This is a genomic window from Boudabousia liubingyangii, from assembly GCF_001907245.1.
In the GTDB taxonomy this organism is placed as follows: Bacteria; Actinomycetota; Actinomycetes; order Actinomycetales; family Actinomycetaceae; genus Boudabousia; species Boudabousia liubingyangii.
This window is the reverse complement of the sequence record NZ_MQSU01000002.1, coordinates 221,986-246,965: the sequence shown is the minus strand read 5'-3', so window position 1 is coordinate 246,965 and position 24,980 is coordinate 221,986. Positions and strand designations below refer to the sequence as shown.

Sequence of the window (24,980 nt, the reverse complement as noted above, 5' to 3'; positions counted from 1 at the left end):
TGCGCGGTAAAGTAATAGCATCGCCAAAAAGTCCGGACTAAAACTGGGAGCGCTTAAATATGGGAAACATTTGGGAAACCGCTTGGGAACACTATGACCGCGGTGTCCCCCACGAAATCCCAATCCCGGACCAGTCTCTCTACTTCTTGCTAAAGAGCACCGCTGAAGCCTACCCGAACCAGACTGCAATCGATTACTTTGGCGCTACTTGGACCTACTCCCAGATTCTTGCCGCCGCGGAAAAAGGCGCTAATCTGCTTGCGGCCGCCGGAGTAAAACGTGGCGATACGGTAGCGCTAGCACTTCCCAACTGCCCCCAGCACTTCATTGTTTTCTATGCCTTGATGCGTTTGGGTGCCACCGCGGCAGAACATAATCCGCTAGCTCCCAAGAGTCAGATCGAACAGCAGCTGGGTCGACACGGCGGCAAGGTCGCCGTTGTCTGGGAACAGTGTGCCGAAAACTTTGCCTCGATCGCCCAGTCCGGTGGTGAAGTATTCACCGTCGATATTAGCGCCATGATGCCAGCCCATATGAGGGCTGCTCTTAAACTTCCGCTAAAGAGTGCTCGCAAGGTTAAATCAAAGATGCGTGGCCCCCGCCCCGACTGGGCTAAAAGCTGGGATCAGGCAATTCGTCGACAGCGTCGTATTGCCGATGACGTTCCCCACGCGGAAGCCCGCGATATTGCGGTTATTTTGCACACCGGTGGCACCAATGGCATTCCGAAATCGGTCCCGCTGACGCACCAGAATATTTGGGCCAACTCGAACCAAAATACCTTCTGGGTTTACAAACTCAAGCCTGCGGCAGAGACCTTCTGGTCCCTACTACCCTACTTCCATGCCTTTGGTATGACCTTCTTTATGGTGGCTTCCGTCTCCTTGGGCGCCTGCCAGATTGTGCTGCCGACCTTTGATGTGGACTTAGCACTAAAAGCCCATAAGCGTCGCCCAGTCTCTTTCTTTGTAGGCGTCCCGCCCATGTTTGACCGGATCGCAAAAGCCGCAAGGAAGCAAAAGGTGGATATCAGCACCATCAAGTACGCCATTTCCGGTGGTATGCCCCTCTCACGTTCAATCGCTGAGACCTGGGAAGACACCACCGGTCACTTCATCATCGAGGGCTATGGGCTTAGTGAAACCTCACCGACAATCTGTGGCTCTCCCCTAACCCCTGAACGCCGTCACGGGGCCCTAGGCTTACCGTTCCCCTCCACCCATGTGAAACTGGTTGATCCGAATAATCCGGACGTGGAGGTTCCCGATGGCGAACCCGGTGAGATCCTAGTTCAGGGTCCGCAGGTATTCTCAGGCTATCTGGATGATGAAGAAGCCACTAAGAATGCTTTCCATAATGGCTGGTTCCGCACGGGAGATATTGCCCGTAATGAAGATGGCTTCCTAGTGATGGCTGACCGTCTAAAGGAACTGGTCATTACCTCCGGCTTTAATGTCTATCCTTCTGAGGTAGAGAAGGTCCTAGAGAAGCACCCTCAGGTTAAGTCTGTGGCCATCGTGGGTACTCCCGACGATATTGTGGGCGAGGTAGTAACCGCCGCGGTTGTGCCCGAAGACGAAAGCCAGATGCCCAGTCTAGAGTCGCTTCGCGAACTGGCCAGCCAGACTCTACCCAGGTATGCGCTGCCTAAGGCGATTCACCGACTTGAGGAGCTACCTCGTTCTGTTATGGGTAAGGTCCTAAGGCATGAGGTGCGACGCCAGATTCTAGGTCAAGATTCCCCCGAATAAACTCAATCCCCGATTACTATCCACTAGTAATCGGGGATAAGTTTAAGTACGGCCGAAAAGCTTAGGCGCAGCTTAGCTACGCGGGCGCTTTAACAAGGCGGTAGCTCAGACGTTAAAGCCAAGCGCACGCAGCTGGGCACGACCATCTTCCGTAATACGGTCCGGGCCCCACGGCGGCATCCAAACCCAAGTAATGGTGGCGCCATTAGCGATCGGTTCTAGGACCATCTGGGTCTGCTGTTCAAGGACGTCGGTTAGCGGGCAGGCAGCAGAGGTTAGGGTCATATCGATGGCAACATGATTGTCCTCTTCTACGGTAATGCCATAAACCAAGCCCAGGTCGACAACGTTGATGCCCAGTTCCGGGTCGATTACGTCGCGCATTGCCTCAGCTACGTCCTCGGCGGCGAGGGTGCCGTGAGAAGAGAGCTCCGGGCCCTCACCGGGTGCGGGTGCGGGCGCAAAACGCTGGGGCACCTCAGAAGCATCAGCCATAGGGTTCTCTTCCTCAGAGAGGGAGGTATTCATGGGTTCAAATTTCTCCGTCATTTATTTTCCCCTTCCGGGAGTTCTTCAGTGTCAGTCCCAGAGTTCTGGGCTTGGGCAAGTGCGTCTTTTAGGGCCATCCAACCAAGTAGGGCGCACTTTACCCGGGCTGGGAATTTGGCGACGCCGGTAAAAGCGTTAGCGTCTCCCAGGAGGTCTAGTTCTTCCTCGGAAAGCTCATCATGCCCGCGCGAACGCATCAGTTTCATGAAGGCTTCCAAGGTAGCTTCACGGTCATCAACGGCCATGCCGGGAAGCATTTCGCTCATTACTGAAAGTGAAGCTTGCGAGATCGAGCAGCCGTCGCCTTCCCAGTGAATCTGGTCGATGATGCCCTTATCATCCACGGACACAGCTAGGGTAACTTCATCCCCACAGGTGGGGTTCACCTGATGTGATTTACCGTCGTACTGTTCGGGCAGGTCGCCAGAGCCGGTGCGGGCTCGTGCGTGATCGAGAATTACCTGCTGGTAGAGCTGCTCTAGATCAGACATTGGTACCTCCAAAGAACCTCTGAGTTTCTACGATGGCTGCCAGTAAGCGATCAACCTCTGCAGACGTATTAGTCAAGGATACCGAAGCTCGGGCGGAAGAACGAACACCAAAATGCTGATGTAGGGGAATCGCGCAGTGGTGACCGACCCGGACAGCCACATCCTTAGAGTCCAGCAGCTGTCCCACGTCATGGGGATGAATCCCGGGGAGTGCGAACGCGAATACCGCTGCTCGCTGTTCCATTGTGGTTGGCCCAAGTAGGCGTAAGCCGGGAATCTCAAGGAGTCCTGCCAGTAGCTCTTCTCCGAGGGCGTGCTCATGGGCCGCAATCCGTTCGGGACCTACCAGCTGCAGGTATTCGCAGGCTCGGGCCCAGCCCACCGCCTGTGCTACCGGTTGGCTTCCGGCTTCAAAACCTGCTGGCCCCTCATGGAAGGTGGCAGAATCCATCTCTACCCAGGTCACCATCGCCCCGCCCGTAAGGAAAGGTGGGAGTTGGTCAACCAGTTCCGGCCGTGCGATAAGTGCCCCGATACCGGTGGGTCCCAGCATCTTATGGGAGGAAGCAACCGCAAAGTCCACGTCTAGTTCCCGGAAGTTGAAGGGACCATGGGCGGTGGACTGGCAGGAATCCAGAACGGTAACGGCGCCGACGGCTTTCGCGCGCGCCACTAGGTCTGCTACCGGGCTCAGGGCACCCGTAACGTTGGAAACGTGGGTAAAGGCCAAGATGCGGGTGCGTTCGTTGATTCTCTCGAAACTCTGCGGATCTAGGCGGCCGTCTTCGGTAGCTTCCAGCCAGGTGAGTTTCGCGCCGGTACGTTTACAGGCCTCTTGCCACGGTACGAGATTGGCGTGGTGCTCTAGGCGGGTAATACAGATTTCGTCACCGGGACCAAGGGGTTTAAAGTCTGCGGTCCGGGCGGCGCTTTGCGGGGCACTGAGCGAATAGGCCAGCAGGTTTAGGGCTTCGGTGGCGTTTTTCGTCCAGATCAGGCCTTCTGGTTGCGCCCCAAGGTAGTGTGCAACGGCCTCACGCGCATTTTCAAACTCGGTGGTGGCTAGATCACCTAACAGGTGCGTGCCACGGTTTACCGCCGCGTTCTGGCCCCCGTAGAACTGCACGAGGGAGTCGATTACGCACTGTGGTTTTTGACTGGTGGCTGCCGCATCGAAGTACGCGATGGGCTCACCGGATCGGCCCGGTACCGTGAGGATCGGGAAGTCATTGCGTAAATGGGCCAGCTCGGCCCCCGAGAAAGGGGCCGAGCTGGTGTTTTCAAGGCGTTCTAGCACGCTCGGCTCACAGTCCGAGGTAGCGGTCGTAACCTTCGTTTTCTAGGCGTTCTGCTAGTTCCGGGCCGCCTTCATCAGCCACGCGACCGTCAACGAAGACGTGTACGAAATCGGGCTTGATGTAGTTTAGGATGCGGGTGTAGTGGGTGATTAGCAGGATGCCGGAGCCAACCTCTTCGTGGACGCGGTTAACGCCCTCGGAGACGATGCGTAGGGCGTCAACGTCTAGGCCGGAGTCGGTTTCGTCGAGGACGGCGAAAGCGGGCTTTAGCAGTTCCATCTGTAGGATTTCGTGACGCTTCTTTTCACCGCCGGAGAAGCCGGAGTTGACGTCACGCTGGGCGAAAGCCGGGTCCATACGGAGGCGGCCCATGGCTTCGTCAACGTCCTTAACCCACTGGCGCAGGGCCGGGGCCTTGCCGTCGATGGCGGTCTTGGCGGTACGGAGGAAGTTGGAGACGGTAACGCCTGCCACCTCGACCGGGTACTGCATAGCTAGGAAGAGGCCCGCCTTGGCGCGCTCGTCGGCACTCATCTCGGTTAGGTCTTCGCCGTCTAGGTAGGCGTGACCGGAGGTGATGGTGTACTTGGGGTGGCCGGCTAGCGAGTAGGCTAGGGTGGACTTGCCGGAGCCGTTGGGGCCCATGATTGCGTGGATTTCGCCGGAGTTAACGGTTAGGTTAACGCCTTTGAGGATCTGCTTTTCGCCATCCTGGGTGTCCACGGATACGTGGAGGTCCTCAATCTTTAGAGTTGCCATTTTATTTATTTTCCTTCCCTCAGGGCATTGACGTCGACGAGGACGTCCTCGCCGTGAAGTGTGATTTCATAAGTTTTTATGTTTCTTGGTGACGGCAGGGTTGCTTCACCGGTGGCTAGGTTGAAGCGGGCCCCGTGGGCCCAGCATTCAACGGCGCAGGTTTCGATTTCTCCCTCTGCGAGTGAGACTTCACCGTGCGGGCACATCCGTTCAATGGCGTACCACTGATCTTCTGGGTCGCGGATGATGGCGAGTTTAACCTCGGTGCCTTCATCGTTGGCTAGGGTGGCTTCGAGGGCCTCCCCTAGTTCCAGGTCGTGGACTGAACAGACGCGATTTAAGCTCATTTAGCCTGTTCCTCTGCGATTGCTTCGGTTTCAGCTAGTTCAGCTTCAATCAGTTCCATTAGGTGTTCGCTCACTGCGGGGACGCCGATCTGGTTGATTAGTTCGGCAAAGAAACCGCGAACGACTAGTTTTCGGGCGATCTCTGCGGGGATGCCGCGAGAGGTCAGGTAGAAGAGCTGTTCGTCATCAAAACGGCCGGTGGCAGAAGCGTGGCCGGCGCCTTCGATTTCACCGTTTTCAATTTCTAGGTTCGGCACTGAGTCGGCGCGGGCGCCTTCAGTTAGAACTAGGTTACGGTTGAGTTCGTAGGTGTCGGTACCGAAGGCTTCGGCGCCAATGAGGACGTCGCCAACCCAGACAGCGTGTGCATCTTCGCCCTGTAGTGCACCCTTGTAGGTGACGCGGGAGATGCAGTTGCGGTTTTCGTGAGCGACGAATAGTCGGTGTTCGTGGTGCTGCTTGCTGTCGGTGAAGTACAGGCCTAGCAGTTCAACGTTGGCACCGGGTTCGCTCATGCGAGCGTCGGTGCAGACGCGCACTAGGTCGCCACCTAGGGTGACAATGATGTGCTTAACCTGGGCGCCAGTAGCAGCGGCGATCCGGTGGTTAGCGGCGTGGGTGGACTGGCCGTCCCATTCGTGGGTGGCTACGACGGTTAGTTCACTGTCGGTGCCAGCGACTACCTGGACGGTCTGGTTGAACTTTGCCTTGCCGGTGTGGCTGACCACGACGACGCCCTTAGCGCGCTCCCCCGCCTTAATGACGAGGTGGCCGGCAGAGGCTTCGTAATCGGCGCCTTCTAGGCGGACCAGGACAGGCTCGTCTAGTTCGGTCTGGGCGGGTAGTTCAACGACCGTTGCGGCCTTGAAGTTTGCCCAGGAGGTGACCGCAGTGCGGTCTTCCGGGGCGCCCACTAGCTTGAGTTCTTCGGCGCGATCGGCGCTAACTTCGCTGACCTGGACGGATTCGGGTGCGGAGACCTGAACCTGGGGGCCAGTGCCGGTTAGTTCCTCGGCGAAGAGGGCTTCAATGCGTGCTAGCGGGGTGAAGCGCCAGTCTTCTTCGCGACCGTTGGGAACCGGGAAGTCGGCAATGTTGAATGAGGTTGCACGGTCGGCGCGGGAGCCTAGCGGCTTGGTGCCGCCACCGTGGCTGTGTGCTCCGTCGAGGACGGCGCGGGAGTGGTCTGTGCTCATGTTCTGGGTAGTCATTAGCCCACCGATCCTTCCATCTGCAGTTCAATCAGGCGGTTGAGTTCCAGGGCGTATTCCATGGGAAGCTCACGGGCAATGGGTTCCACGAATCCGCGAACGATCATGGCCATAGCTTCAGTTTCCTCAAGGCCACGGCTCATGAGGTAGAACAGCTGGTCTTCGCTCACCTTGGAAACGGTGGCTTCGTGTCCCATTTCCACGTCGTCGGTGCGAACATCGACGTAGGGGTAGGTGTCCGAGCGGGAGATCTGATCGACCAGCAGGGCGTCACAGAGCACGTTGGACTTCGAGTGGCGAGCTTCTTCCATGACCTGCACTAGGCCACGGTAGGCGCTGCGGCCACCGCCACGGGCGACGGACTTGGAGACGATAGAAGACGAGGTGTGCGGAGCTAGGTGCACCATCTTCGAACCGGTGTCCTGGTGCTGGCCTTCACCAGCAAATGCGATGGACAGGGTTTCACCGCGGGCGTGCTCACCTAGTAGGTAAACGGCCGGGTACTTCATGGTGACCTTGGAGCCGATGTTACCGTCGATCCATTCCATGGTGCCGCCTTCTTCAACCATGGCACGCTTGGTGACTAGGTTGTAGACATTGTTGGACCAGTTCTGGATGGTGGTGTAGCGGACGCGGGCGCCCTTCTTGACGAAGATTTCTACGACGGCAGAGTGCAGTGAATCCGACTTGTAGATCGGGGCGGTGCAGCCTTCAACGTAGTGTACGTAGGAGTCTTCATCAGCAATGATTAGGGTGCGTTCGAACTGACCCATATTTTCCGTGTTGATACGGAAGTAGGCCTGGAGCGGGATTTCCACGTGTACGCCCTTGGGGACGTAGACGAAGGAGCCACCGGACCAAACAGCGGTGTTTAGGGCTGCGAACTTGTTGTCACCGGAGGGAATTGCTTTACCGAAGTACTCTTCAAAGATTTCCGGGTGTTCGCGTAGACCGGTGTCAGTATCAAGGAAGATGACGCCCTGACGTTCTAGGTCTTCGCGAATCTGGTGGTAGACGACCTCGGATTCATACTGAGCAGCGACACCGGCCACTAGGCGCTTCTTTTCCGCTTCCGGAATGCCTAGGCGATCGTAGGTGTTCTTAATGTCTTCCGGTAGGTCTTCCCATGAGGTAGCGACCTGTTCGGTGGACTTAACGTAGTACTTGATCGAGTCAAAATCAATCTCAGAAAGGTCCGCACCCCAGGTGGGTAGCGGCTTCTTTTCGAATAGGCTCAGAGCCTTTAGGCGACGCTTGGTCATCCATTCGGGTTCTTCTTTTCGAGCAGAGATATCTTTTACGACGTTTTCGTCTAATCCTCGTTTAGCGGCCTGACCGGCGGCATCTGAATCGTGCCAACCATAACCATAGGCGCCAATTGAGGCAATAATTTCTTCATCCGATGCGGGTTTGTTTTCCGCGGGAGTTGAAGCTGATGAAGTCATCTACTTCCTTCCTAACTGGTTTCCGCGCGAGGCGGATCTTAAATTCCCATTTCGTACCGCCGGCATACCGATTGGTACGTGGGTCGTACACACGTGCTCTCCCCCAGCCAAAGTGGCTAGACGCTGCACGTGAACGTTTAACAGCCTAGAGAACGCTTGAGTCTCTGCATCACACAGCTGCGGGAAGTCATGGGCTACGTCCTGGACGGGACAGTGGCCTTGACAGAGCTGGATAGCAAAGCCGTTTCCGACCTGTCGGACGGTGGCGGCATAGCCATCAGCGGTTAGTGCATCTGCGAGGGCTTTTGCTCGGGCCTGCGGATCGGTTCCAGCGTCTCGAACTACCTGCGAATAGCGGCGTTCGATTTCGCGCGAACGGGCGGCGGCGAAAGCGTCGATGGCGTCTTCTCCGGCTACTTGACCAAGGTACTCGATTGCTCGAGAGGCTAGATCAGAGTATTCCTGAGGCAGTTTGCCGTGTGCTACTTCGGTAGCCACGTAGTGTCTGGCGGGACGACCTCGACCGCGGCTTTCGCTGACTGGAAGCTCTAGGACCTCAATGGCACCCTGGTGTTCTAAGGCAGTAATGTGCCGACGAACAGCAGCTGCGGTTAATCGAAGAATTTGGGCGATCACTGTGGCAGTGACGGGGCCCTTTTCGACCACTAGGTCTAGAACCGCCTGACGTGTGCCGGCTTCGTCGGTGTTTTTATTCAACCGATTCTCCCCTCCGTCAGTGCGAGCGTTATCTCATCTATGATAACGCTATTTCGCAAAAGAGTCGTGACGTAAAACTGTGCGTCTATTAACCCACATGGGACTAATGGCACACCAAGCAATAATTAACGTTCCCAAGGCGCATCTGCAGGACGCAGATTCTTCCAGTTCTGGGCCCGAGCCGAGGTGGTAGCTAAGATACCCAAAACGGCGGACGGGTTCTGGAGTCGTCCCTCGTGAACGGCCTTAACGGCCTCGTCAAGGTCCACCCACCCCCACTGGAATAGGGCTTCCTCTTCTTCACGCGCAAACTCCGGCTTTTCAATCACCTTTAGATCGCGGGCGAGGAAGACCCGCAAAGATTCCGTGTAACCGCCCGGGGAAGCGTAGTAATCCACCAAAACATTCCAGGTGTCGGCGGCTAGGTCGGTCTCTTCGGCTAGCTCACGCTGGGCGGCCACCAGATAGTTTTCACCCTCAATATCAAGCAAGCCAGCAGGGAATTCCCACAGATTCTTAGCAACGGGATGACGATATTGACGAATCATCAACACCTGTTCTCGTCCGTTCTGAATTCGAAGCGGAACCACAGCCACGGCTCCCGGGTGTTTGACATACTCGCGTCGAACCACAGGTCCATCCGCACCAAGTTGGACGTCCTCCGCATGGAGCGAAACGATTCTCCCCTGCCAGATATCCTCATGTGCGAGCACGGGATACTGCTGTTTTGAATCGTGGAGTTCCTCTGACTTCAGGTCTGGGTATTGGCTCATTTTTAACCTACTTAATGCGTGATGGCATTACGTTTGTGGCGCCCTGCTGGGATCCAAAGTGACGGGCACTGTTATCTGCCGTTAGCAGCGCTGGCGGCAAGGAAGCATCACAGGATGCAGAGGGGCAGTTATCGATGGTGGTCAACTGCAGGCTGGTGTCACGTAGGTGAGTGAGCAGCTGCTGGTCATCAACCGCAGACCCAAGAACCACTGCGGACTTAGGGGCGGTGCCGAGGGCATTTAAGAACTCTGCTAGGTTCTGCGCGTCCTCGGTCAAGTTTTGTGCTGCCTCGGGGCTGGCAGCCTGGTTTTGCGTTGAATCTGCGGTAGCTTTTTGCTGCGGCGGCGTAATCACCACAATGGCCTGAGTACCACCGGTAGCCTGGAGTACCTCAGCGATAGGGTTTTCTGGGGCAGCCAAAATCTGCTTTAGGGTGGCAGACGGTTCGGCCCCCTTTTCCAAAATGGTCAGTACTGCTTTACCCAGAATGGTTTCCGCCGAGGCTGTAGGCTCAGGCGTACTGGCTAGGTACTGGCCTAACTGCGGGGCCAAAGAACTACGGTATTGCTGATAGGGCTGTTGGAAAGCGGCATCCTTGAGCTTTACTTGCCCAGTTACCTTAGCGCCGGCAGCGGTTAAAGTATCGGTAACGTCTTTGACCTGCGCATCGACAACGCCGGGTAGCAGCACTAGTCCCACGGAAAGACCGTTAAGCATTCCTTGGTTACTGCTCTGAGCCAATGCCTTCAAGTACTTCTGATCTAGTTCATTCTGTTCGTGCGCGACGCCCAGTTGTTGCTCTAGCGACTGGTTTTGGGTTTTTAAATCCCCTACTTGACCAGAAAGGGCTGATTGAAGGGTGCTTTGTAGCGGGCCGGCTCCTAGGACGACCCCGATCGCAAGCGCTAGGAACACGCTGGCTAGCGACACCAGGTGATAGCGGAAATCTTTCATTTTCGAGGCCTCCGGAAGGATAGTAGTAATGAACTTAAGGTAATTAGGCCGATAAAGCCCAAAATGCCAAAGCTTAGCCAGTGTCCCCACTCAGGCATTAGCACCCAGACGGCCTGCCCGAAGGGGGTGATCCACAGGGCCACCAGCAGGGCCGCTAGGCCCCCGGCTAGTAGGGTCCAAAGATAAGAAACGGGAATGGGCCGGGAGTTGGCCCGGGCAATCGCTTTGGGTGAGACCAACTGTCCGTGGGCGACCAATTGGGTAAAGAAGGCCGATGACATCTTGAGTCGTCCTAAATCGAAGAACTCTTCCACGTCGCGGTATTGGCCTAGCGGCACGATCAGTTCAGCATCTAGATGGTGCGCGATCACGATAGCTAGGTCAATATCGGAGAGGGAGGAAGAAATATTATGGTAGGCCAGACCCATTGCATCGAGGCGAGGGTCGCTGGCCTGCACTAGGCGTGGCGAATGGATTACGATTTCGGCGCCACTTTTTAAGCTTTGTTCTTCCACCGCGCGGATATTGCCGGTGATAAGTTCGGGCTTGAGTCGGGCTTGGCGAATCGTTTTCGCACCCGAGCCCACCGCGATTAGGGCGGCATTCGTATCAGATATGAAATGCTTAAGAGTTTTGAGCTCTTCGGCAGCCTGCTGTCCGGGACCTACGACCACTACTGGACGGCCAGTGAAGCGGGTCTTCAGCTTGTCTAGGCCCTGCCCGTTTAGCAGTAGGGCTTCTTCGCTCTTTAGGAACTGGGAGGTGTTTCCGGCGAAGGATTCCAGCTGGTCAGCCATGCCTAGTTGGGCGGCGGCGCAGGCAGCTTCGTTTGATTCCTGGGTGACCCGATTCCCCTGAGCGATAAGCTGATCAGCTAGGTAAACACCGTCCTCACGTACTTCAACACGCTGACCTTCCCGGAGGGAGAGGATCGCCGTGCCTAGGGTGTCAAGTAGTGGGATTCCCGCGTTAAGCAGGGTCAGAGCACCCTTGGTGGGATAGCGTCCGGTGACACAGGGGGCTGCGTTCAAGACTGCCGCCGGTTGGGCTTCAATCAGTTCCAGAGCTGTAGCACGGTCCAAATCAGGGTGGTCAATAACTGCGATATCACCGGGTTCAAGGTGCGCAGCTACCGAGGTGGTATCGTCACCTAGACGCACCAACCCGCTAATTTGCGTTCTTTTAGCAGAGGTTTTCTTTTCACTCACATCTTAGATTGTGCCATCTTTGCGACCTTAAGTAGCTCAAGGCCGTGGGCGCGTGCCGCTTCTGGGGTGGCTTCTCCGGAAAGCATTCGGGCCAATTCGGCCGCTCTTTGGGATTCATCCAAGAGCTGCAGACTGGTGCTATTGCCGGTTTTTTCGAGTTTGACATGGGCGTCAGCGAAGGCGGCTACCTGCGGCAGGTGGGTGACCACGATGACTTGGGCGGTTTTCGCTAACTGCGCTAAACGACGTCCCACTTCAATGGCTGCTTGCCCGCCCACGCCGGAGTCGACCTCGTCGAAGATGAAGGTGCGGCCAGCTAGGTTTCCACTAGCTTGTGCAAGGGCAACTTCCAAGGCCAGCATGACGCGGGATAGTTCACCACCAGAGGCTCCCTGCGCAAGTGGCCGTTGCGGCGCATGCGGGTGTGCTTGGAGGTTGAAGACAATGTCTTCTAGACCGTGTGACTTGGGTTTGGGGGTTTCATTTAACGCCACGGTGAACTGCGCGTTTGGCATGGCTAGTGAGGCTAGTTGAGCGGTAACGTCCTCCCCTAGTTTCTGGGCGGCTTCCGCACGTGCTTGGGAGAGTCCGCGCCCGGCTTCCCAAACATTTTCTTGGGCTTGGTGGAGCTGTTCGGTGAGTTTTTGAGTATGCCCTTCAGTGTCCCCCACGGCCGCCAAGCGTTCGGCAGCTTCCTGTGCCCAAGCTAGGAGTCCGGGAATATCGGCAGCGCGACCAGCGAGGGCGCGGTTTAGCTTGGCCCGGCGGGCATGGGCACGACTAAGTGCTTCCGGGTCGGCACTTAGATTGTCAAGGTAGTTTTCTACTTCGTCCGCTAGGTCTGCTAGTTGGACGGAGAGCTGGTGGGCGCGACTAGCCAGTTCGCTTAGTGAGTTATCGAGGCCTGAGGCCTTCTCTAGGGCATTGGCAGCACTCTGAGTCAGCGAGGAAGCATCGGGGCTGAGGTCTGGTTGGCGTAGTGCTCCGGCGGCTAGTTGGACATGCTCAGAGAGTTCGTGGACGTTACTGAGTCGTTCGATTTGGGTTTTTAGTTCTTCCTCTTCCCCGGCTTTCGGGGCAAGTTCGTTGACTAGGTCCAGTCCCTGCTGCAGGGCGCTGGCTTCTAGTTCGTATTGGGCGGCATTTTGTTGCCATTCGTCGAGGGTGCGCTTGGCTTGGACTGCTTGTGCCCAGGCTTCTCGGTATTTTTGTTTTGCCGTTTCGAGCTTGGCGCCCCCGAATTGGTCTAGTAGGTCGCGTTGTACCTGTGCTTGTTTGAGTGCAATTTGGTCTGATTGGCCGTGGACGGTAACGAATTCTTGGCCCAGCTGGGCGAGGGCGCTGATTGGTTGGGCGAGGCCTTGGATTCGACCGCGTGAGCGACCTTGGGCGCTTAGGGTCCGGTTGACGATGATTTCGTTTTCGTCTGCTTCTAGTTCTAGGTCGAGTTCAGTAAGGACCTTTTCGGGACGGTAGACGGAGAGGTCGAAGACCCCGTTGACGCGGGCTTCTTTGGCTCCTAGTCGAACAACGCTGGCGTCGGCACGGCCACCTAGCAGCAGCCCTAGGCCCGAGAGCACCATGGTTTTACCGGCGCCGGTTTCACCGGTAATGGTGGTTAGTCCGGGGCCTAGTTCTAGGTGTGCTTGGTCGATCACACCCACGTTTTGGATGGTGATTTCGCTGAGCATCTATTAGGCTCCCCGCCAGGATGAAACTGGAAGTTGGAATTTGTTAACAAGTCGTTGGGCAAAGCAGTCGGTCTGAATGCGCGCTAACCGCACGGGGTCTTTGCTAATTCGTGAAACTAGGCGGTCACCGGCACGTAGTTCTACCTGGCGTCGACCGTCGAACCAGGCCTGTAGATTCTGAGCCTGACTGCGGGCAATCTGTACTTCAATTTGGCTGCCTTCACCCAGTATCAAGGGGGTGGTAAAAAGTCCATGAGCTGCTAGGGGGACTAGGAGCATCGCGGAGACATCAGGCCAAACAATGGGACCACCCGCAGAGAAAGCGTAGGCGGTTGAACCGGTGGGGGTTGAAATGATGATGCCGTCAGCGGCATAGGCAGAGACTGCGCGCCCATCGACGCCTACCACTAGGTTGGCTGGGTGGGATAGCCCGGTGCGGCCGATGGCAGCCTCGTTAAGAGCCCAGTGTTCACTGCTGGAGCCGTCTTCGTGCTGTAGCGTAACGTCAATGGTGGCGCGGTTTTCAACCCGGTATTCGCCTTCGCACAGCGCGGCAATGGCGCGATCTAGGTCTTCGCTATCGACCTCGGTGAGGAAGCCCATGTGTCCGGTATTGAAAGCGATGATGGCTTGCTGGTATGGGCGGGCTTCTTCCGCGGCCCACAGCAGGGTGCCATCGCCTCCGACGGCGATTACCAGTTCGCTCTGCTCTGCAGCAGGGTCTTCGGGAGCATGTACGGTAATTCCGTGAGCCCGGAGTTTTTCAGTTATCTGAAAAGCAACCTGTTCGGTATGCGGGCGGGAGGCGTGCTTAACCAGGGTGACGTGCTTAAGCATGGTGTCCGTCCTTTTCTGCTTGTGGTCGGGCTGCTACTGCCGTGGCAATGGCTTGGGGAATTTCTTCGGCGCTCAAGCCACCTTCAGTTTCGGGTCCGCTAAGATGTAAGAAGTATTCGACGTTCCCGGCTGGTCCGGGTAATGGCGAGGGAGCGACAGCCTGCACCTTAAGCCCATTTTCGAGGGCGCATTTAGCGACGGTGTTGACGGTCTGTTCGTGGTGGTCAGGGTTGCGGACTACTCCCCCGGCGCCTAGTAGTTCTTTGCCGATTTCAAACTGTGGTTTCACCATTAGTAGGTAGTTGGCAGTGGGCAGGGCACACCGGGCTAGGGCGGGGATGATCAGTGTCAGAGAGATAAAACTGAGGTCGCCAACAAGGATTTCTGGCCGGTAGGGTAATTGTTCTGGCTGGAGGTTACGAACATTGGTTCGGTCCATGACCTCTACCCGTGGATCTGATTGTAGGCTCCAGGCTAGCTGGCCGTAGCCCACGTCCACGGAGGTGACTTTTTGCGCGCCTCGTCTGAGCAGTACGTCGGTGAAACCTCCGGTGGAGGCTCCGGCATCTAGGCAGAGGGCCCCGTTGATTTTGGGGGCTTTATCCCCTAGGTAGTCAAGGGCGCCGGCTAGTTTGAAGGCACCACGGGAAACGTATTGATCGGCGGCCGCTTCGTCTAGCACGATGGGTTCGGCCGGGTCGATTTGTCGGGCGGCTTTGAGAACGGTTTCCCCGGATACCTTGACTTGACCGGCGGCAATTAATTGGGCAGCTTGGGTCCTGGAACGTGCCAGTTGGCGACGGACCATTTCGCTATCGAGTCGTCTTAACTTACCCATCGTATTTCGCTTCGGCCAAGATCTGATCGAGGTGGTCGAGGATTTTTCCTAGTTCTTTTGCGCCTTCTGGGCCTGCTTCAGCTTCGATTAGTTCTTGGCAGGCCAGTAGACGTGCTGGTAGTTCCCCCTCGACCGGTTTGGTGGAGGGGGAACTTGATGCGGTCTCGACTGGAGTCGAGGTTTCGGACTGATTAGTCATCTACCTCGTCGTTGTCGTCGTCTTCATCATCGAGCAGTTCATCGTCGAGGTCAGCTTCGTCTGCTAGTTCTTCGTCTAGGTCAGATTCGGCTTCATTTTCCTCGAAGAGATCCTGGTCTTCGTCATCAGCTGCTTCTTCGTCGAACTCGGGTTCGGGAAGCGGAATGATGTTGTTGCCTTCTTCGTTCGGGACGACCTGGAACTGGGGGCACTTGACGCGGTGTCCAGCGTCAAGCTTTTCCCAAGCGGCTGCTAGTAGTGCCCGGTAATGGTCAAGGGTGAGAGAAGAATCTGTGGTTAGTTCTTCTTCACCGATGAAGATATTGCCCCAGCGGTCAACGTGTACGGGTTCCGAGGTGCCACAGGACCAGGCGCCGTCAGTGTGGTGACGGGGCTGCGGGTGAGAGGCGTCAAGGGCGCGTAGGTCCAAACCGACGAAAGAGGGACGCTGGTTGGACTGGCACATGACTACGTCACGCGGGCCGTGTACGCCGGTGAGGACGTGAAGTGCCGGGATGCGTGCGGAGCGGGCGCCCTGAATATCGGTTTCTAGACGGTCTCCGACACTGAGGACCTTGGCGTCTTCGCTTACTAGTGCGGCTGCCTTACGGTAGATGCCCGGGAAGGGCTTGCCACCGGCGAAGGGGCGACGGCCAGTGCATTCGATTACGGCTGCGGCCAAAGCACCGTTACCTAGGGCGAAACCAACCTCGGTGGGCAGTGAAGCGTCTAGGTTTGAGGCGTAGTAGCGGGCACCGTTGTTGACTGCGTAGGCCACTTCGGAGAGCTGTGCCCAGTCGACGTCGCTGGCCCATCCCTGGACGGCGGCGGCCGGTTCTTCAGCGGCGGTCTTGACAACTTCGAAGCCAGCTTCGCTTACGGCTTCTTTGAGTCCGTCACCGCCGACCACTAGTACCTTAGCGCCGGGTTCTAGGTCGCCTTCCATGATGCCCACGATGTCTAGTGCGGCAGTCATGACGTGACCGGGGTCGGCGTTGATGCCTAGGCCCTTGAGTTTCTTGGCAACCTGCTTAGGAGTGCGGGAGGCGTTATTAGTTACGTAGACATCGACTAGTCCGGCTTCGCGAGCCTTTTCGATGGACTCGGCAGCATACTCGATCGGGTCGGTGCCGCGGTAGCAAACGCCGTCTAGGTCGTATAGGGCCACGTCGTAGGCGCTGGTTAGGGTAACGGAGCAACCACGTAGGTCTGAACGGAGGTTGTCGAAGTCGGATTCGACGATTTCTTCGAGGTCGAAGATGACGCTTTCTTCGATTTCTTCCGGTAGGTTGGCTTCGATTTCAGCGGCTTCTTCTTCACGGCCTAGTTCGCGCAAGCGGTCAGCTTTAACGGACAGGAGTCGACCGGTTAGGTATTCGTCAGTGCCCTTGGGCAGCTGAGCTAGTGCGTCATCAACCATGACGAGGGCAGCAGCGTTTTCGCCAAGGTCCGCGCGGGCAGCAGAGCCGACGATGATGACCTCTACCTGTTCGGCTAGGTCTAGGGTTGAGAAATCGGTCTGTTCGATGATTTCGATGGCCTTTAGGGGACGGCCGGCAGCGCGTTCGCAGTCCGCTTCCACGGCGCGTAGGGAGTCGGTTCCGGATAGTCGGCGGACAGCGCGAACCTCACGGAGGGCTTCCTCGTACTTACCAACCTGATAGGCGGTGAGGGCAGCTGCTTCACGAACAACGTCAACGCGACCGGCGCGGGCCACGGCGGCCATGGCGTGCTCGTATGCGAGTTCTGGTTCTTCGTCAATTAGGTGTCCGGCTGCGGCTAGGTGACGAGCGACGGTTTCAGCATTGGCACCGGATAGGGTTCGTAGCTGAGCGCTGACCTGACGGTCTAGGTCTTCTGCCTTGATATCGCCGGGGATTTCCGGTTCGTTGTTTAGGCGTGCAGCTCGAGCGGCGTGGCTTTCGCGACGTTCGTCGAAGGTGCGTCCGTTGCGGTCATCACGGCGACCACCAAAGCCACCTTCACGACGTCCACCATCACGACGATCATCATTCCAACGACGACCACCATCGCGGCGGTCATCCCGACGGCCACCAAAGCCACCTTCACGACGGCCGCCATCACGGCGATCATCGCGGCGACCACCGAAACCGCCCTCACGACGGTCATCACGGCGACCACCAAAGCCACCTTCACGACGGCCACCATCGCGGCGATCATCACGACGGCCACCAAAGCCGCCCTCACGGCGATCGTCACGGCGACCACCGAAGCCACCTTCACGACGGTCATCACGGCGACCACCAAAGCCACCTTCACGGCGATCGTCACGGCGACCACCAAAACCGCCTTCACGACGACCACCATCACGACGATCATCATTCCAACGACGACCACCATCGCGGCGGTCATCCCGACGGCCACCAAAACCGCCCTCACGACGGTCATCACGGCGACCACCAAAGCCACCTTCACGACGTCCACCATCACGACGATCATCATTCCAACGACGACCACCTTCACGGCGGTCATCACGGCGACCACCAAAGCCACCGGATCGTTGATTGCGCTCTGACCGTGAGTTGTCAGAATAGTTACGCTCTGCCACAAGAACTCCTCTATGGGTTTTTATTTTTTATTGATAAACATTTCTTATTTTACGCAGATTTTTACCCCCTCGGGGAGTTTCCACAGGGCAAAAGTGCAGGCACTTTAGTGGCTTTGCTCCCCTTGGGGGTAATCACGCGCTACTTGATTGGAGAATAAAATCAGTTCTCAGTGGGCGTCCGCCAAGCTGCGGCACGTTGCCCCGCGACCCAGGCGGCTACCTGAGTACGACGCTGCAGACCCATTTTGGCCAGCAAAGACGTAATATGATTCTTCACAGTCTTTTCCGCTACACCCAGCTTTTCGCCGATTTCTCGGTTCGAGAGTCCGTCACCAATCAGCATCAGAACCTTACGCTCTGAGGGGGTGAGGTTAGCAGTGGGGTCGTCCCCATCGGACTTGCGGGCGGTGAGGGTGCGGTCGTCCAGCAGTACCTGTCCGGCGGCTACTTGTCGCACAACCTCGGCGATTTCATTGCCACGGACGTTCTTAAGGACGAAAGCCTTCGCGCCAGCAGCTAGGCCTTCCGCGACCGCGGAGTCGTCATCGAAAGAGGTCAGGATAATGGGTAGGGACGGTAGGTCTTCCGCCTTTAAGACCTTAAGAATATCAATACCGGTACCATCCGGTAGCTGCAGGTCAACTAGGATCACGTCGGGTTGAACCAGGCGGACACGAACTAGTGCGTCGGCTACGGTGCCGGCTTCAGCTACCACCTTCAGGTCTTCGGCTCGCTCAATAATTTCTGCGATGCCACGACGGACGATTTCATGATCATCGACGATCATTACTGAGACCGGTTCGGCCTCACGGTTTTGGTTGTTCATATTCACAGCTCCAATCATAACGTGTGATTATTCTACTTTAAGTTCCGAGGTGGTCGCTGGCAGTTTGCGCAATACACGTGCGAGCGCTTGTTAAGGCTAATACTACTTAACTCGTGGCCGCATTCGCGACAGGCCTGTCCGGCTCGCCCATAGACCAGAAGTTCGTCAGCGAAGGTGCCGGCGCTGCCGTTAACGTCAACATAGAGTTGATCAAAAGAGGTACCGCCCCGACTGAGCGAACGTTCCATGATTTCGATTCCCGCCTGGAGGATCTGTGCGACCTGCTGGCGTGTCAGAGTCGAGGCGCTTCGAGCCCCGTGAACCCCGGCCACGAAGAGCGCTTCATCAGCGTAAATATTGCCGAATCCAGAGATTATTGACTGGTTTAAAAGCACGTTTTTGATGGGGCTTTTGGATTTTCGAATTCGCTGGTTTACCTTGACTAAATCGAGGTGAGGATCAAGTAGATCTCGGGCAATATGCGAAGCGCCAGCGGGCAGCAGGAGTGAGTCGGAACCACAACCGGCAGGTGCGCCATCTTCGGTATTGGCCGTGGGGCTTAGATAGAGCGCCCCGAAGGTTCGCTGATCAATAAACGAAAGGCTCTGAGCTGGTCCCCCACTTAAGTAGAGGCGGGCACGTTCATGCCTCACGGGGGCCTCGCCCGCCTGCTTAGCTAGGGGGCGGAACTGGCCGGACATCCCCAGGTGCATCATGAGTGCTTGCCCGTTCGAGGTCAGTGTCCACATGAATTTTCCGCGTCGGACCACTGCATCTAGGTGCGCGCCGCTGAGTTGTTGGGTGAGTTGTGCACTGCCGCCGTTTTGGTAGCGGGCGGTCCGGGGATGAAAAACCTCAAGGCCCTCAATTTTGGTGCCGGCAAGGATTTCGGCTAGGCCCCGGCGGACGATTTCGGCTTCGGGTAGTTCAGGCATGCGGGTAGGTCTCACCGTGTAGACCCGATCCGGTAAGAATCGGCGCGGTACTGATCTGATTTTCGGTGCGCAGTTTCTCTAGCGCTACCCGGGCGGCTTGGCCTTCGGCCTTTCGTTTTGAGGTGCCGGTCCCCTGCCCGTATGCCTTTCCTTGAATCATGACGGTAGCGCAGTATTCGCGTTCGTGAGCGGGTCCGGTGCCTTCTACCTCGTAAGTCACTTCACCCATTTCAAGTTCAGCGACTAACTCTCCTAGAGGAGTCTTAGCATCGGTGTCTGCTCCCCTAGAAATCGCATCATCGAGGAGGGGTTTTAGATGCCCCAGCACCACTAGGCGAGTCTCAGGTAGGCCAATGGAAAGGTAGGTAGCGCCGATCATGGCTTCGACCGCATCAGAAAGAATCGAATCTTTATCGCGTCCACCGGTCTTTTGCTCGCCGCGGCCTAGTAGCAGGTAGCTGCCTAGCTTTAGGTTTCGCGCTACTAGGGCCAGGGCGTTTTGAGAGACAGCCCCGGCGCGCATCTTGGACAGGTGCGCTTCTGGGCGATCAGGATAGGTTCGGTAGAGATAGTCGGTCACCACGATGGAAAGCACGGAGTCCCCTAGGAACTCAAGGCGTTCGTTGTGCGGTAGTCCGCCGGCTTCATTGGCGAAGGAACGGTGGGTTAAAGCTAAGACTAAAAGCTCTGGATCGATCTGCGCACCCCAAGTTTTAAGTAGTTCTTGGCTGGCGGGAGCCACGGCGCGTTGAGCTCGATCCTGTTGAGTCTTTTTCTTAACCATCTTCCTATTATCTCTTAGAATTTAGCCAAAAGATATTACCTCTGGCACTATCGCGGCCTTTAGAGCTTCGGTGTCCTTTAGGATTCGGAGTCCTTAAAGAAGTCCTTAAGCGCGGCCATACGCGGATCTAGCACTTCATGCTCATGATCTTCTGGTAGGTCACGGTAGGGTTCACCGCAGTCCGCGCACAAGCCTTCACAGTCAGGTTCGCAAAGCGGCAAAAGCGGTAGGGCCAAGATTGCTTCCTCACGTAGCCGAGGTAGCAGATCGAAGCTTTCCCCATTGTGAGTGGGCCAGTTTTCCGCGTCCTCGTCCCCTTCTTTTAAGGCCGCAGCAACACGGGCTTCGGTGGTGTAGTACTCTGAAAGTTCAATCTCTACGGGGACCTCAAATTCGGTGACACAACGAGAGCATTCTGCCTGGTAGTCCAGCTCGGTTTGGGCGTGCACCAGCACTCCCCCGTCTGAGGCCGTCACGGTTAGGTCTAGCGGGTAGATTCCCGGTACGAAGTGGGCGTATTCGGTCCGCCAGTCCTCAGTCACGTCTAGGTCTAGTTCTAGATCGTGTGGGACTTGGGGTTCGCGCAGAATCTGCGCGATGGGGATGAGCATCTGAGGCTCTGAACTCATGCTTCGTATCCTTCGAGGCCTGCTAGTCGGTTATCAATGGCGTCGCGTCCACCGGCAGCTACCTGGGCTACTTCAGAAGCCTGGGCTACTAGGGCGTCCATCTGGGCGCGAGCGTACTGGTTAGCGTCAATGGTCAGGCGGTTAGCTTCGCGTTCGGCATTGCGGATGACCTGGTTGGCGCGAGCGTTAGCTTCCTGGAGGACGCTTTCGGCGCTGATTAGGCGTTCAGCGTTGGCCTGGGCGTCAGCGATTAGGCGGTCGGCTTCGGCTTGAGCTTCAGAGACTAGCCGTTCAGCTTCCTGCTGAGCACGAGCGTTAATGTCCTGGGCCTGCTGCTGTGCCTGTTCGTGCAGGTTTTCGGCTTCCTGGCGGGCACTTTCCAAGGTCGTGTCAGCCTGGTGGGTGGCATCTTCGAGGCGGACGCGAGCTTCCTCATCCGCGCGGGCCAAGACGACATTCGCTTCGTTGACAATCGAGTCAGCGTTCACGACGTCGCGCGGCAGGGCTTCACGGACCTGCTCTAGAAGATCCAGCGCCTGGGCCCGGTTGATCTTGGCGAAGCTGGTCATGGGGAAAGATGCGGAAGCGGTTTCGATTAGCTCCTGCAGGGTCTCCAGCAGGGACATGGCGGTTGCTTCATCCACGCTCAAGTTGGTGGTTTCGTCTTCGTAATCAGTCATGGTGTTCCTTTCGCTCCGCAAGTTTTTGCGTGAGGGCAGCTTCGACCTCCTTGGTGACATAGGGAGCCAAGGGGACCTCTAGTTGCGCTAATTGTTTCACAATGCTGGACGAAATATGGGAAAAACTCGCCTGAGAAGGCAAAAATAGGGTCTCCAAATTCCCGATCTCACGATTAAAACGTGCCTGTACTGCCTCGTCTTCTAAATCCTGGGCACCACGGAGGCCCTTGATCAGGACGTTGCCGGGCTGCGCATACTTAGCTACCAGCAGTCCTTCATGGACCTCAACCGTCAACCGGTCGGCCCCGTCAAGCCCCGCCCCGGCAACGCTTTGCCGGATCAGTTCAACCCGTTCTTCAGGGGTAAACCAGGAGCGTTTTTCGGGATTGTGCCCCACCACTACGGTCAGCGGCAGCCCAAAACTCAGGGCACGCTGCACGATATCAAGGTGCCCGCGGGTGAAGGGGTCAAAACTTCCGGGATAGATAAGGCGCATGGTTACTCCCCTGCTTGGGTGGGCTTTTCCGACGGTTCTGGCTTTTGTGCTTGGGTTTCATTCGCTAGCTCAAGGAACCAGATGATGGTATCGCCGTAGCTTTTTTCGTCGAGGACGCTCAGCTGGCTGCCCCATTCAGGTTGCCCCGAGCGTTTAGCACGTTCGATCACGATCACGCTGTGTTCAGCTAGGTAGCCGCCGGCTAGGCTCTGGGCAACCTGGGCGATTTCCTGATTTGGCATATCGTAGGGCGGGTCGAAGAAGACCAGATCGTATTTACGGGGCGCACCGGTCAGGAAAGCGTGAATATTTTGGGGGTAGACGCGTGCATTATCGATCTTCAAAGTACGCAGATTATCTTGGATAATGCGGGCGGCCGCCGGGGCTTTTTCGATTAGGTCAAGGGAATTGGCCCCACGTGAGAGGGCTTCGATCCCCAGGGCCCCACTTCCTGCGCACAGGTCTAGGATGTCGCAGTTTTGGATCAGGTTCCAGTGTTCTAGGCGGGAAAATAGGGCTTCGCGCACCCGGGAAGAAGTGGGTCGGGTTCCCTTGGCGGGGACTTTAAGTTCGCGTCCTCGGTATTTTCCGGCAATGATTCTGGTCATGTAGCTAGGGTAAATGATTTTCGGGCGCCTAGCTGCGCAGAAGGTTTTCTTGTTGCTCGGCAGCAAGGGCAGAATCGATCGCAGCTTTCAGATCGGGATGCTCTGCAAGTTCTGGATCTTCACTAACTAGGTGGTCTGCTAGGCTGCGGGCACGTTTAATGGTGTCCAGGTCTTTGAGCACGGAAATGAACTTGAGGCTGCTTCCGCGGCCTGCCTGGCCCTCCCCTAGGACGTCGCCTTCCCGGCGAATCTCTAGGTCTTTTTCCGCTAGGTAGAAGCCGTCATTACTTTCCGCTAGGGCTTGGAGTCGAGTAAGAGCGTCATCGCCTTGGGTCTCTTGATAAACCGCTAGGCAGGTACCGGGCCGACTGCCACGCCCTACGCGTCCACGCAGCTGGTGCAGGGCCGAAAGCCCATACTGTTGGGCATCCATGATGATCATCAAGGTAGCTTCGGGGTCGTCAACACCCACTTCGATCACGGTAGTAGAAATTAGTACCGGGGTCTTGCCGCTCTTGAAGTCGTCCATAATTTGGGCTTTTTCTGCGGGACTTTGCCGCCCGTGCAGCAGCGCCAGTTTAATCCCCTGCAGGGCTGGTTCTTGCTGGAGTTTCTGGTAGAGACCTTCAGCTGAGGTGAGAACGATTTTTCGTTTCTCTTCCGCAGGCGCGCTGGGGGTTGCTTTCCGGGTCGCAGCTTTTACCGCTTTTGCCTGGTTGTGGGGTGCGTCTGCGGTACTGACGCTTCGGGTTTCGGGGTCCTTTTCGTCTTCGCTGATGCGGGGACAGACGATGTAGACGTGGGCACCGTTGTGGACTTCCTCGGCGGTACGGGTCCAGAGGCGAGCCATCCAGGCGGGTTTTTCGGCGGGTACCAGGTAGGTGGTAATTTCTTCTCCGGGCCGAGGGCGCGCACCTAGGATGGAAACTTCGAGGTCACCGAATAGGGTCATCGCCACCGTTCTGGGGATGGGGGTGGCGGTCATGACTAGGAGGTGCGGGACATGTTCGGTTTTTTCGCGCAGGATTTCGCGCTGTTTAACGCCGAAGCGGTGCTGTTCGTCAACGACTAGTAGCGCCAGGTTGGGGATTTGGACGTGTTCAGAGAGGAGCGCGTGGGTTCCGATCACGAGGACGGGCTTGCCACTGGCTAGGATCGCAAGGGCTTGTCGCTTGTCTTTGGCGCTTAGACTCCCGGTAAGTAGTAGTAGCTCAATGGGGGCGGTACGCGAGGTAAGGGAGGCTGGTGCTATCAGGCCGGGGAATTGTTTCAGCAGTCCCAGATAGTGCTGAGTCGCTAGGACTTCGGTGGGCGCTAATAGGGCTCCCTGATATCCGTGGGCTAGGGCGCGGGCGAGGGCCAGGACCGCGACGATGGTCTTGCCGGAGCCCACATCTCCCTGCAGGAGTCGCTGCATGGGGTGGGATTTGGCCAGGTCTTGAGCAATCTGTTGGTTTACCTGTTTTTGAGAGTCGGTAAGTTCGAAGGGCAGAGCGCTTTCGATCTGTGTCAGTAGGCCCTTGGGGTCTTCCGTCAGGGGGTGCGCGGTTTGGGCTTGGTATCCCTGCCGGGCTTGCGCAAGGGCCGTCTGGGTGATTAGCGCTTCGTCGAAAGCTAGGCGTTTTTGGGCCCAGCGGTATTCTTCGATGGTTTCGGGTTGGTGCAGTTTATGCAGGGCGGTGAAGGTAGTATCCCAGCCCTGTGTTTTACGGAAGTCTTCCGGGAGGACCTCGGGGACGTCCTCGGGCTTGAGGGTGTCTAGGATGGTGCGGATCGCCTTGGCGGTCACCCAGGAGGGCAGGCCAGCACTCTGCGGGTAGATCAGTGCGGGACGGGCAGCCCGAGCGGCCAGTTCGCTTTCACTTAGGCCTTCGGCAGTGTCATATTCGGGGTGGGTGAGCTGCCATTTCCCCCGGTATTGGCTCAGTTTGCCACTGAACATGTAGTGGTTTCCAGGCACTAGGTTGCGAGCGTGAAAGTTGAGGATCGCCTGGTGGCGGGCAAAGAAAGTGGCGGTTAGCTCGATAGCCCCGTCATATAGGTGGGCGGTGAACATGGCACCGGGGCGATTACGTAGGGAGCGCATTTGCGCGTCGGTGACCTGCGCGATGAAGGTGACTTCTTCGCCCTCGTTTAGGTTTTCGAGGGCGCTCAGTTCCGCCCAGGTTTGTAGGCGACGAGGTTGCAGATAGAGCAAGTCGCGGACGGTATTTAGCCCTAGTTTGGCCAGTTTTTTGGCGGTTTTGGGGCCGACACGACGATCCAGTGGCGTGTCCAGTTCGGCGGGGGGCGGGGCCGCCAGCTGACCACTTTTGGCACCTTTTTGAGCCCCGTTAGTACTAGTTTTCGGGGGTTTGGTAGTGTCAGTTTTCTTAGGTGTCATT

The 24,980-nt window shown here is 57.0% G+C and carries 25 protein-coding genes; 1 reads left to right on the top strand and 24 read right to left on the bottom strand.

Annotated features, from left to right (window positions below; all coding sequences use genetic code 11):
• Window positions 1-59: 59 nt before the first annotated feature.
• Window positions 60-1,751 (top strand): AMP-binding protein, encoded by a 1,692-nt coding sequence (locus BSR28_RS03605; RefSeq protein ID WP_073713370.1) that lies wholly within the window; start codon window positions 60-62, stop codon window positions 1,749-1,751.
• A 105-nt stretch (window positions 1,752-1,856) separates the two neighbouring features.
• Here the strand turns inward: BSR28_RS03605 and BSR28_RS03600 are convergent, their stop codons facing one another.
• The 24 genes from BSR28_RS03600 to BSR28_RS03485 all read right to left on the bottom strand — a co-directional run bounded on the left by BSR28_RS03600 (window position 1,857) and on the right by BSR28_RS03485 (window position 24,979).
• On the bottom strand, window positions 1,857-2,300 hold the full coding sequence (locus BSR28_RS03600; RefSeq protein ID WP_233120603.1) for a metal-sulfur cluster assembly factor: 444 nt from the start codon (window positions 2,298-2,300) through the stop codon (window positions 1,857-1,859).
• Window positions 2,297-2,791 carry a Fe-S cluster assembly sulfur transfer protein SufU gene (gene sufU, locus BSR28_RS03595; protein ID WP_073708998.1) on the bottom strand — a complete coding sequence of 165 codons (495 nt, stop codon included), beginning with the start codon at window positions 2,789-2,791 and terminating at the stop codon, window positions 2,297-2,299. Before sufU ends, BSR28_RS03600 begins: the two co-directional genes overlap by 4 nt.
• Window positions 2,784-4,088, bottom strand: coding sequence for an aminotransferase class V-fold PLP-dependent enzyme (locus tag BSR28_RS03590; RefSeq protein ID WP_073713369.1), 1,305 nt, complete (start codon window positions 4,086-4,088; stop codon window positions 2,784-2,786). The genes sufU and BSR28_RS03590 overlap by 8 nt, the downstream gene beginning before the upstream one ends.
• Window positions 4,089-4,095: 7 nt before the next feature.
• The gene (gene sufC, locus BSR28_RS03585; protein ID WP_073708996.1) at window positions 4,096-4,848 is read right to left on the bottom strand and encodes a Fe-S cluster assembly ATPase SufC; all 753 of its coding nucleotides are present in this window, start codon (window positions 4,846-4,848) and stop codon (window positions 4,096-4,098) included.
• Window positions 4,849-4,853: 5 nt separating this feature from the next.
• On the bottom strand, window positions 4,854-5,195 hold the full coding sequence (locus BSR28_RS03580) for a Rieske (2Fe-2S) protein (RefSeq protein WP_073708995.1): 342 nt from the start codon (window positions 5,193-5,195) through the stop codon (window positions 4,854-4,856).
• Window positions 5,192-6,406 (bottom strand): Fe-S cluster assembly protein SufD, encoded by a 1,215-nt coding sequence (gene sufD / locus BSR28_RS03575; protein WP_073708994.1) that lies wholly within the window; start codon window positions 6,404-6,406, stop codon window positions 5,192-5,194. Before sufD ends, BSR28_RS03580 begins: the two co-directional genes overlap by 4 nt.
• Complete coding sequence (gene sufB, locus BSR28_RS03570) at window positions 6,406-7,851, bottom strand: Fe-S cluster assembly protein SufB (protein ID WP_073708993.1); 1,446 nt, start codon at window positions 7,849-7,851, stop codon at window positions 6,406-6,408. The genes sufD and sufB overlap by 1 nt, the downstream gene beginning before the upstream one ends.
• The gene (locus BSR28_RS03565; protein ID WP_073708992.1) at window positions 7,852-8,568 is read right to left on the bottom strand and encodes a helix-turn-helix transcriptional regulator; all 717 of its coding nucleotides are present in this window, start codon (window positions 8,566-8,568) and stop codon (window positions 7,852-7,854) included. It lies immediately after the preceding gene.
• 125 nt (window positions 8,569-8,693) lie between these two features.
• Entirely contained in the window at window positions 8,694-9,341 is a 648-nt protein-coding gene (locus BSR28_RS03560) for an NUDIX domain-containing protein (RefSeq protein ID WP_073713368.1), read from the bottom strand.
• Window positions 9,342-9,348: 7 nt separating this feature from the next.
• Window positions 9,349-10,296 carry a copper transporter gene (locus tag BSR28_RS03555; protein ID WP_073708990.1) on the bottom strand — a complete coding sequence of 316 codons (948 nt, stop codon included), beginning with the start codon at window positions 10,294-10,296 and terminating at the stop codon, window positions 9,349-9,351.
• Window positions 10,293-11,504 carry a putative cytokinetic ring protein SteA gene (gene steA, locus BSR28_RS03550; RefSeq protein WP_073708989.1) on the bottom strand — a complete coding sequence of 404 codons (1,212 nt, stop codon included), beginning with the start codon at window positions 11,502-11,504 and terminating at the stop codon, window positions 10,293-10,295. The genes BSR28_RS03555 and steA overlap by 4 nt, the downstream gene beginning before the upstream one ends.
• Window positions 11,501-13,195 carry a DNA repair protein RecN gene (recN, locus tag BSR28_RS03545; protein WP_073713367.1) on the bottom strand — a complete coding sequence of 565 codons (1,695 nt, stop codon included), beginning with the start codon at window positions 13,193-13,195 and terminating at the stop codon, window positions 11,501-11,503. The genes steA and recN overlap by 4 nt, the downstream gene beginning before the upstream one ends.
• A 3-nt stretch (window positions 13,196-13,198) precedes the next feature.
• Window positions 13,199-14,032 carry an NAD(+)/NADH kinase gene (locus BSR28_RS03540; RefSeq protein WP_073708987.1) on the bottom strand — a complete coding sequence of 278 codons (834 nt, stop codon included), beginning with the start codon at window positions 14,030-14,032 and terminating at the stop codon, window positions 13,199-13,201.
• The gene (locus BSR28_RS03535) at window positions 14,025-14,870 is read right to left on the bottom strand and encodes a TlyA family RNA methyltransferase (RefSeq protein WP_073713366.1); all 846 of its coding nucleotides are present in this window, start codon (window positions 14,868-14,870) and stop codon (window positions 14,025-14,027) included. The genes BSR28_RS03540 and BSR28_RS03535 overlap by 8 nt, the downstream gene beginning before the upstream one ends.
• Window positions 14,863-15,069 (bottom strand): hypothetical protein, encoded by a 207-nt coding sequence (locus BSR28_RS03530; protein ID WP_073708985.1) that lies wholly within the window; start codon window positions 15,067-15,069, stop codon window positions 14,863-14,865. Before BSR28_RS03530 ends, BSR28_RS03535 begins: the two co-directional genes overlap by 8 nt.
• Window positions 15,062-17,638, bottom strand: a complete 2,577-nt coding sequence (locus BSR28_RS03525) for an HAD-IIA family hydrolase (RefSeq protein WP_233120602.1) — start codon at window positions 17,636-17,638, stop codon at window positions 15,062-15,064. Before BSR28_RS03525 ends, BSR28_RS03530 begins: the two co-directional genes overlap by 8 nt.
• A gap of 160 nt (window positions 17,639-17,798) precedes the next feature.
• Window positions 17,799-18,425, bottom strand: coding sequence for a response regulator (locus BSR28_RS03520; RefSeq protein WP_073709171.1), 627 nt, complete (start codon window positions 18,423-18,425; stop codon window positions 17,799-17,801).
• 71 nt (window positions 18,426-18,496) lie between these two features.
• Window positions 18,497-19,399 carry a bifunctional DNA-formamidopyrimidine glycosylase/DNA-(apurinic or apyrimidinic site) lyase gene (mutM, locus tag BSR28_RS03515; RefSeq protein WP_073713365.1) on the bottom strand — a complete coding sequence of 301 codons (903 nt, stop codon included), beginning with the start codon at window positions 19,397-19,399 and terminating at the stop codon, window positions 18,497-18,499.
• A complete protein-coding gene (rnc, locus tag BSR28_RS03510) occupies window positions 19,392-20,183 on the bottom strand; it encodes a ribonuclease III (RefSeq protein WP_073713364.1) in 792 nt (263 codons plus the stop codon). The genes mutM and rnc overlap by 8 nt, the downstream gene beginning before the upstream one ends.
• 77 nt (window positions 20,184-20,260) lie before the next feature.
• A complete protein-coding gene (locus tag BSR28_RS03505; protein ID WP_083563004.1) occupies window positions 20,261-20,812 on the bottom strand; it encodes a YceD family protein in 552 nt (183 codons plus the stop codon).
• Window positions 20,809-21,492 carry an SPFH domain-containing protein gene (locus tag BSR28_RS03500; protein WP_073708982.1) on the bottom strand — a complete coding sequence of 228 codons (684 nt, stop codon included), beginning with the start codon at window positions 21,490-21,492 and terminating at the stop codon, window positions 20,809-20,811. The genes BSR28_RS03505 and BSR28_RS03500 overlap by 4 nt, the downstream gene beginning before the upstream one ends.
• Complete coding sequence (coaD, locus tag BSR28_RS03495) at window positions 21,485-21,988, bottom strand: pantetheine-phosphate adenylyltransferase (RefSeq protein WP_073713363.1); 504 nt, start codon at window positions 21,986-21,988, stop codon at window positions 21,485-21,487. The genes BSR28_RS03500 and coaD overlap by 8 nt, the downstream gene beginning before the upstream one ends.
• Window positions 21,989-21,990: 2 nt before the next feature.
• Window positions 21,991-22,596, bottom strand: a complete 606-nt coding sequence (gene rsmD / locus BSR28_RS03490; RefSeq protein WP_073713362.1) for a 16S rRNA (guanine(966)-N(2))-methyltransferase RsmD — start codon at window positions 22,594-22,596, stop codon at window positions 21,991-21,993.
• Between the two features lie 28 nt (window positions 22,597-22,624).
• On the bottom strand, window positions 22,625-24,979 hold the full coding sequence (locus tag BSR28_RS03485) for an ATP-dependent DNA helicase RecG (RefSeq protein WP_083563002.1): 2,355 nt from the start codon (window positions 24,977-24,979) through the stop codon (window positions 22,625-22,627).
• Window position 24,980 lies beyond the last annotated feature (1 nt).

Excerpts from the sequence above, each read along its gene's own strand:
- BSR28_RS03500 (WP_073708982.1), bottom strand. The coding sequence starts at position 21,492 with ATGACTGATTACGAAGACGAAACCACCAACTTGAGCGTGGATGAAGCA.
- BSR28_RS03540 (WP_073708987.1), bottom strand. The coding sequence starts at position 14,032 with ATGCTTAAGCACGTCACCCTGGTTAAGCACGCCTCCCGCCCGCATACC.
- BSR28_RS03535 (WP_073713366.1), bottom strand. The coding sequence starts at position 14,870 with ATGGGTAAGTTAAGACGACTCGATAGCGAAATGGTCCGTCGCCAACTG.
- BSR28_RS03530 (WP_073708985.1), bottom strand. The coding sequence starts at position 15,069 with ATGACTAATCAGTCCGAAACCTCGACTCCAGTCGAGACCGCATCAAGT.
- BSR28_RS03605 (WP_073713370.1), top strand. The coding sequence starts at position 60 with ATGGGAAACATTTGGGAAACCGCTTGGGAACACTATGACCGCGGTGTC.
- sufC (WP_073708996.1), bottom strand. The coding sequence starts at position 4,848 with ATGGCAACTCTAAAGATTGAGGACCTCCACGTATCCGTGGACACCCAG.
- sufD (WP_073708994.1), bottom strand. The coding sequence starts at position 6,406 with ATGACTACCCAGAACATGAGCACAGACCACTCCCGCGCCGTCCTCGAC.
- recN (WP_073713367.1), bottom strand. The coding sequence starts at position 13,195 with ATGCTCAGCGAAATCACCATCCAAAACGTGGGTGTGATCGACCAAGCA.
- BSR28_RS03560 (WP_073713368.1), bottom strand. The coding sequence starts at position 9,341 with ATGAGCCAATACCCAGACCTGAAGTCAGAGGAACTCCACGATTCAAAA.
- sufB (WP_073708993.1), bottom strand. The coding sequence starts at position 7,851 with ATGACTTCATCAGCTTCAACTCCCGCGGAAAACAAACCCGCATCGGAT.
- BSR28_RS03580 (WP_073708995.1), bottom strand. The coding sequence starts at position 5,195 with ATGAGCTTAAATCGCGTCTGTTCAGTCCACGACCTGGAACTAGGGGAG.
- BSR28_RS03505 (WP_083563004.1), bottom strand. The coding sequence starts at position 20,812 with ATGAGTTCAGAGCCTCAGATGCTCATCCCCATCGCGCAGATTCTGCGC.
- coaD (WP_073713363.1), bottom strand. The coding sequence starts at position 21,988 with ATGCGCCTTATCTATCCCGGAAGTTTTGACCCCTTCACCCGCGGGCAC.
- mutM (WP_073713365.1), bottom strand. The coding sequence starts at position 19,399 with ATGCCTGAACTACCCGAAGCCGAAATCGTCCGCCGGGGCCTAGCCGAA.
- BSR28_RS03555 (WP_073708990.1), bottom strand. The coding sequence starts at position 10,296 with ATGAAAGATTTCCGCTATCACCTGGTGTCGCTAGCCAGCGTGTTCCTA.
- BSR28_RS03600 (WP_233120603.1), bottom strand. The coding sequence starts at position 2,300 with ATGACGGAGAAATTTGAACCCATGAATACCTCCCTCTCTGAGGAAGAG.
- BSR28_RS03485 (WP_083563002.1), bottom strand. The coding sequence starts at position 24,979 with ATGACACCTAAGAAAACTGACACTACCAAACCCCCGAAAACTAGTACT.
- rnc (WP_073713364.1), bottom strand. The coding sequence starts at position 20,183 with ATGGTTAAGAAAAAGACTCAACAGGATCGAGCTCAACGCGCCGTGGCT.
- BSR28_RS03520 (WP_073709171.1), bottom strand. The coding sequence starts at position 18,425 with ATGATCGTCGATGATCATGAAATCGTCCGTCGTGGCATCGCAGAAATT.
- rsmD (WP_073713362.1), bottom strand. The coding sequence starts at position 22,596 with ATGACCAGAATCATTGCCGGAAAATACCGAGGACGCGAACTTAAAGTC.
- sufU (WP_073708998.1), bottom strand. The coding sequence starts at position 2,791 with ATGTCTGATCTAGAGCAGCTCTACCAGCAGGTAATTCTCGATCACGCA.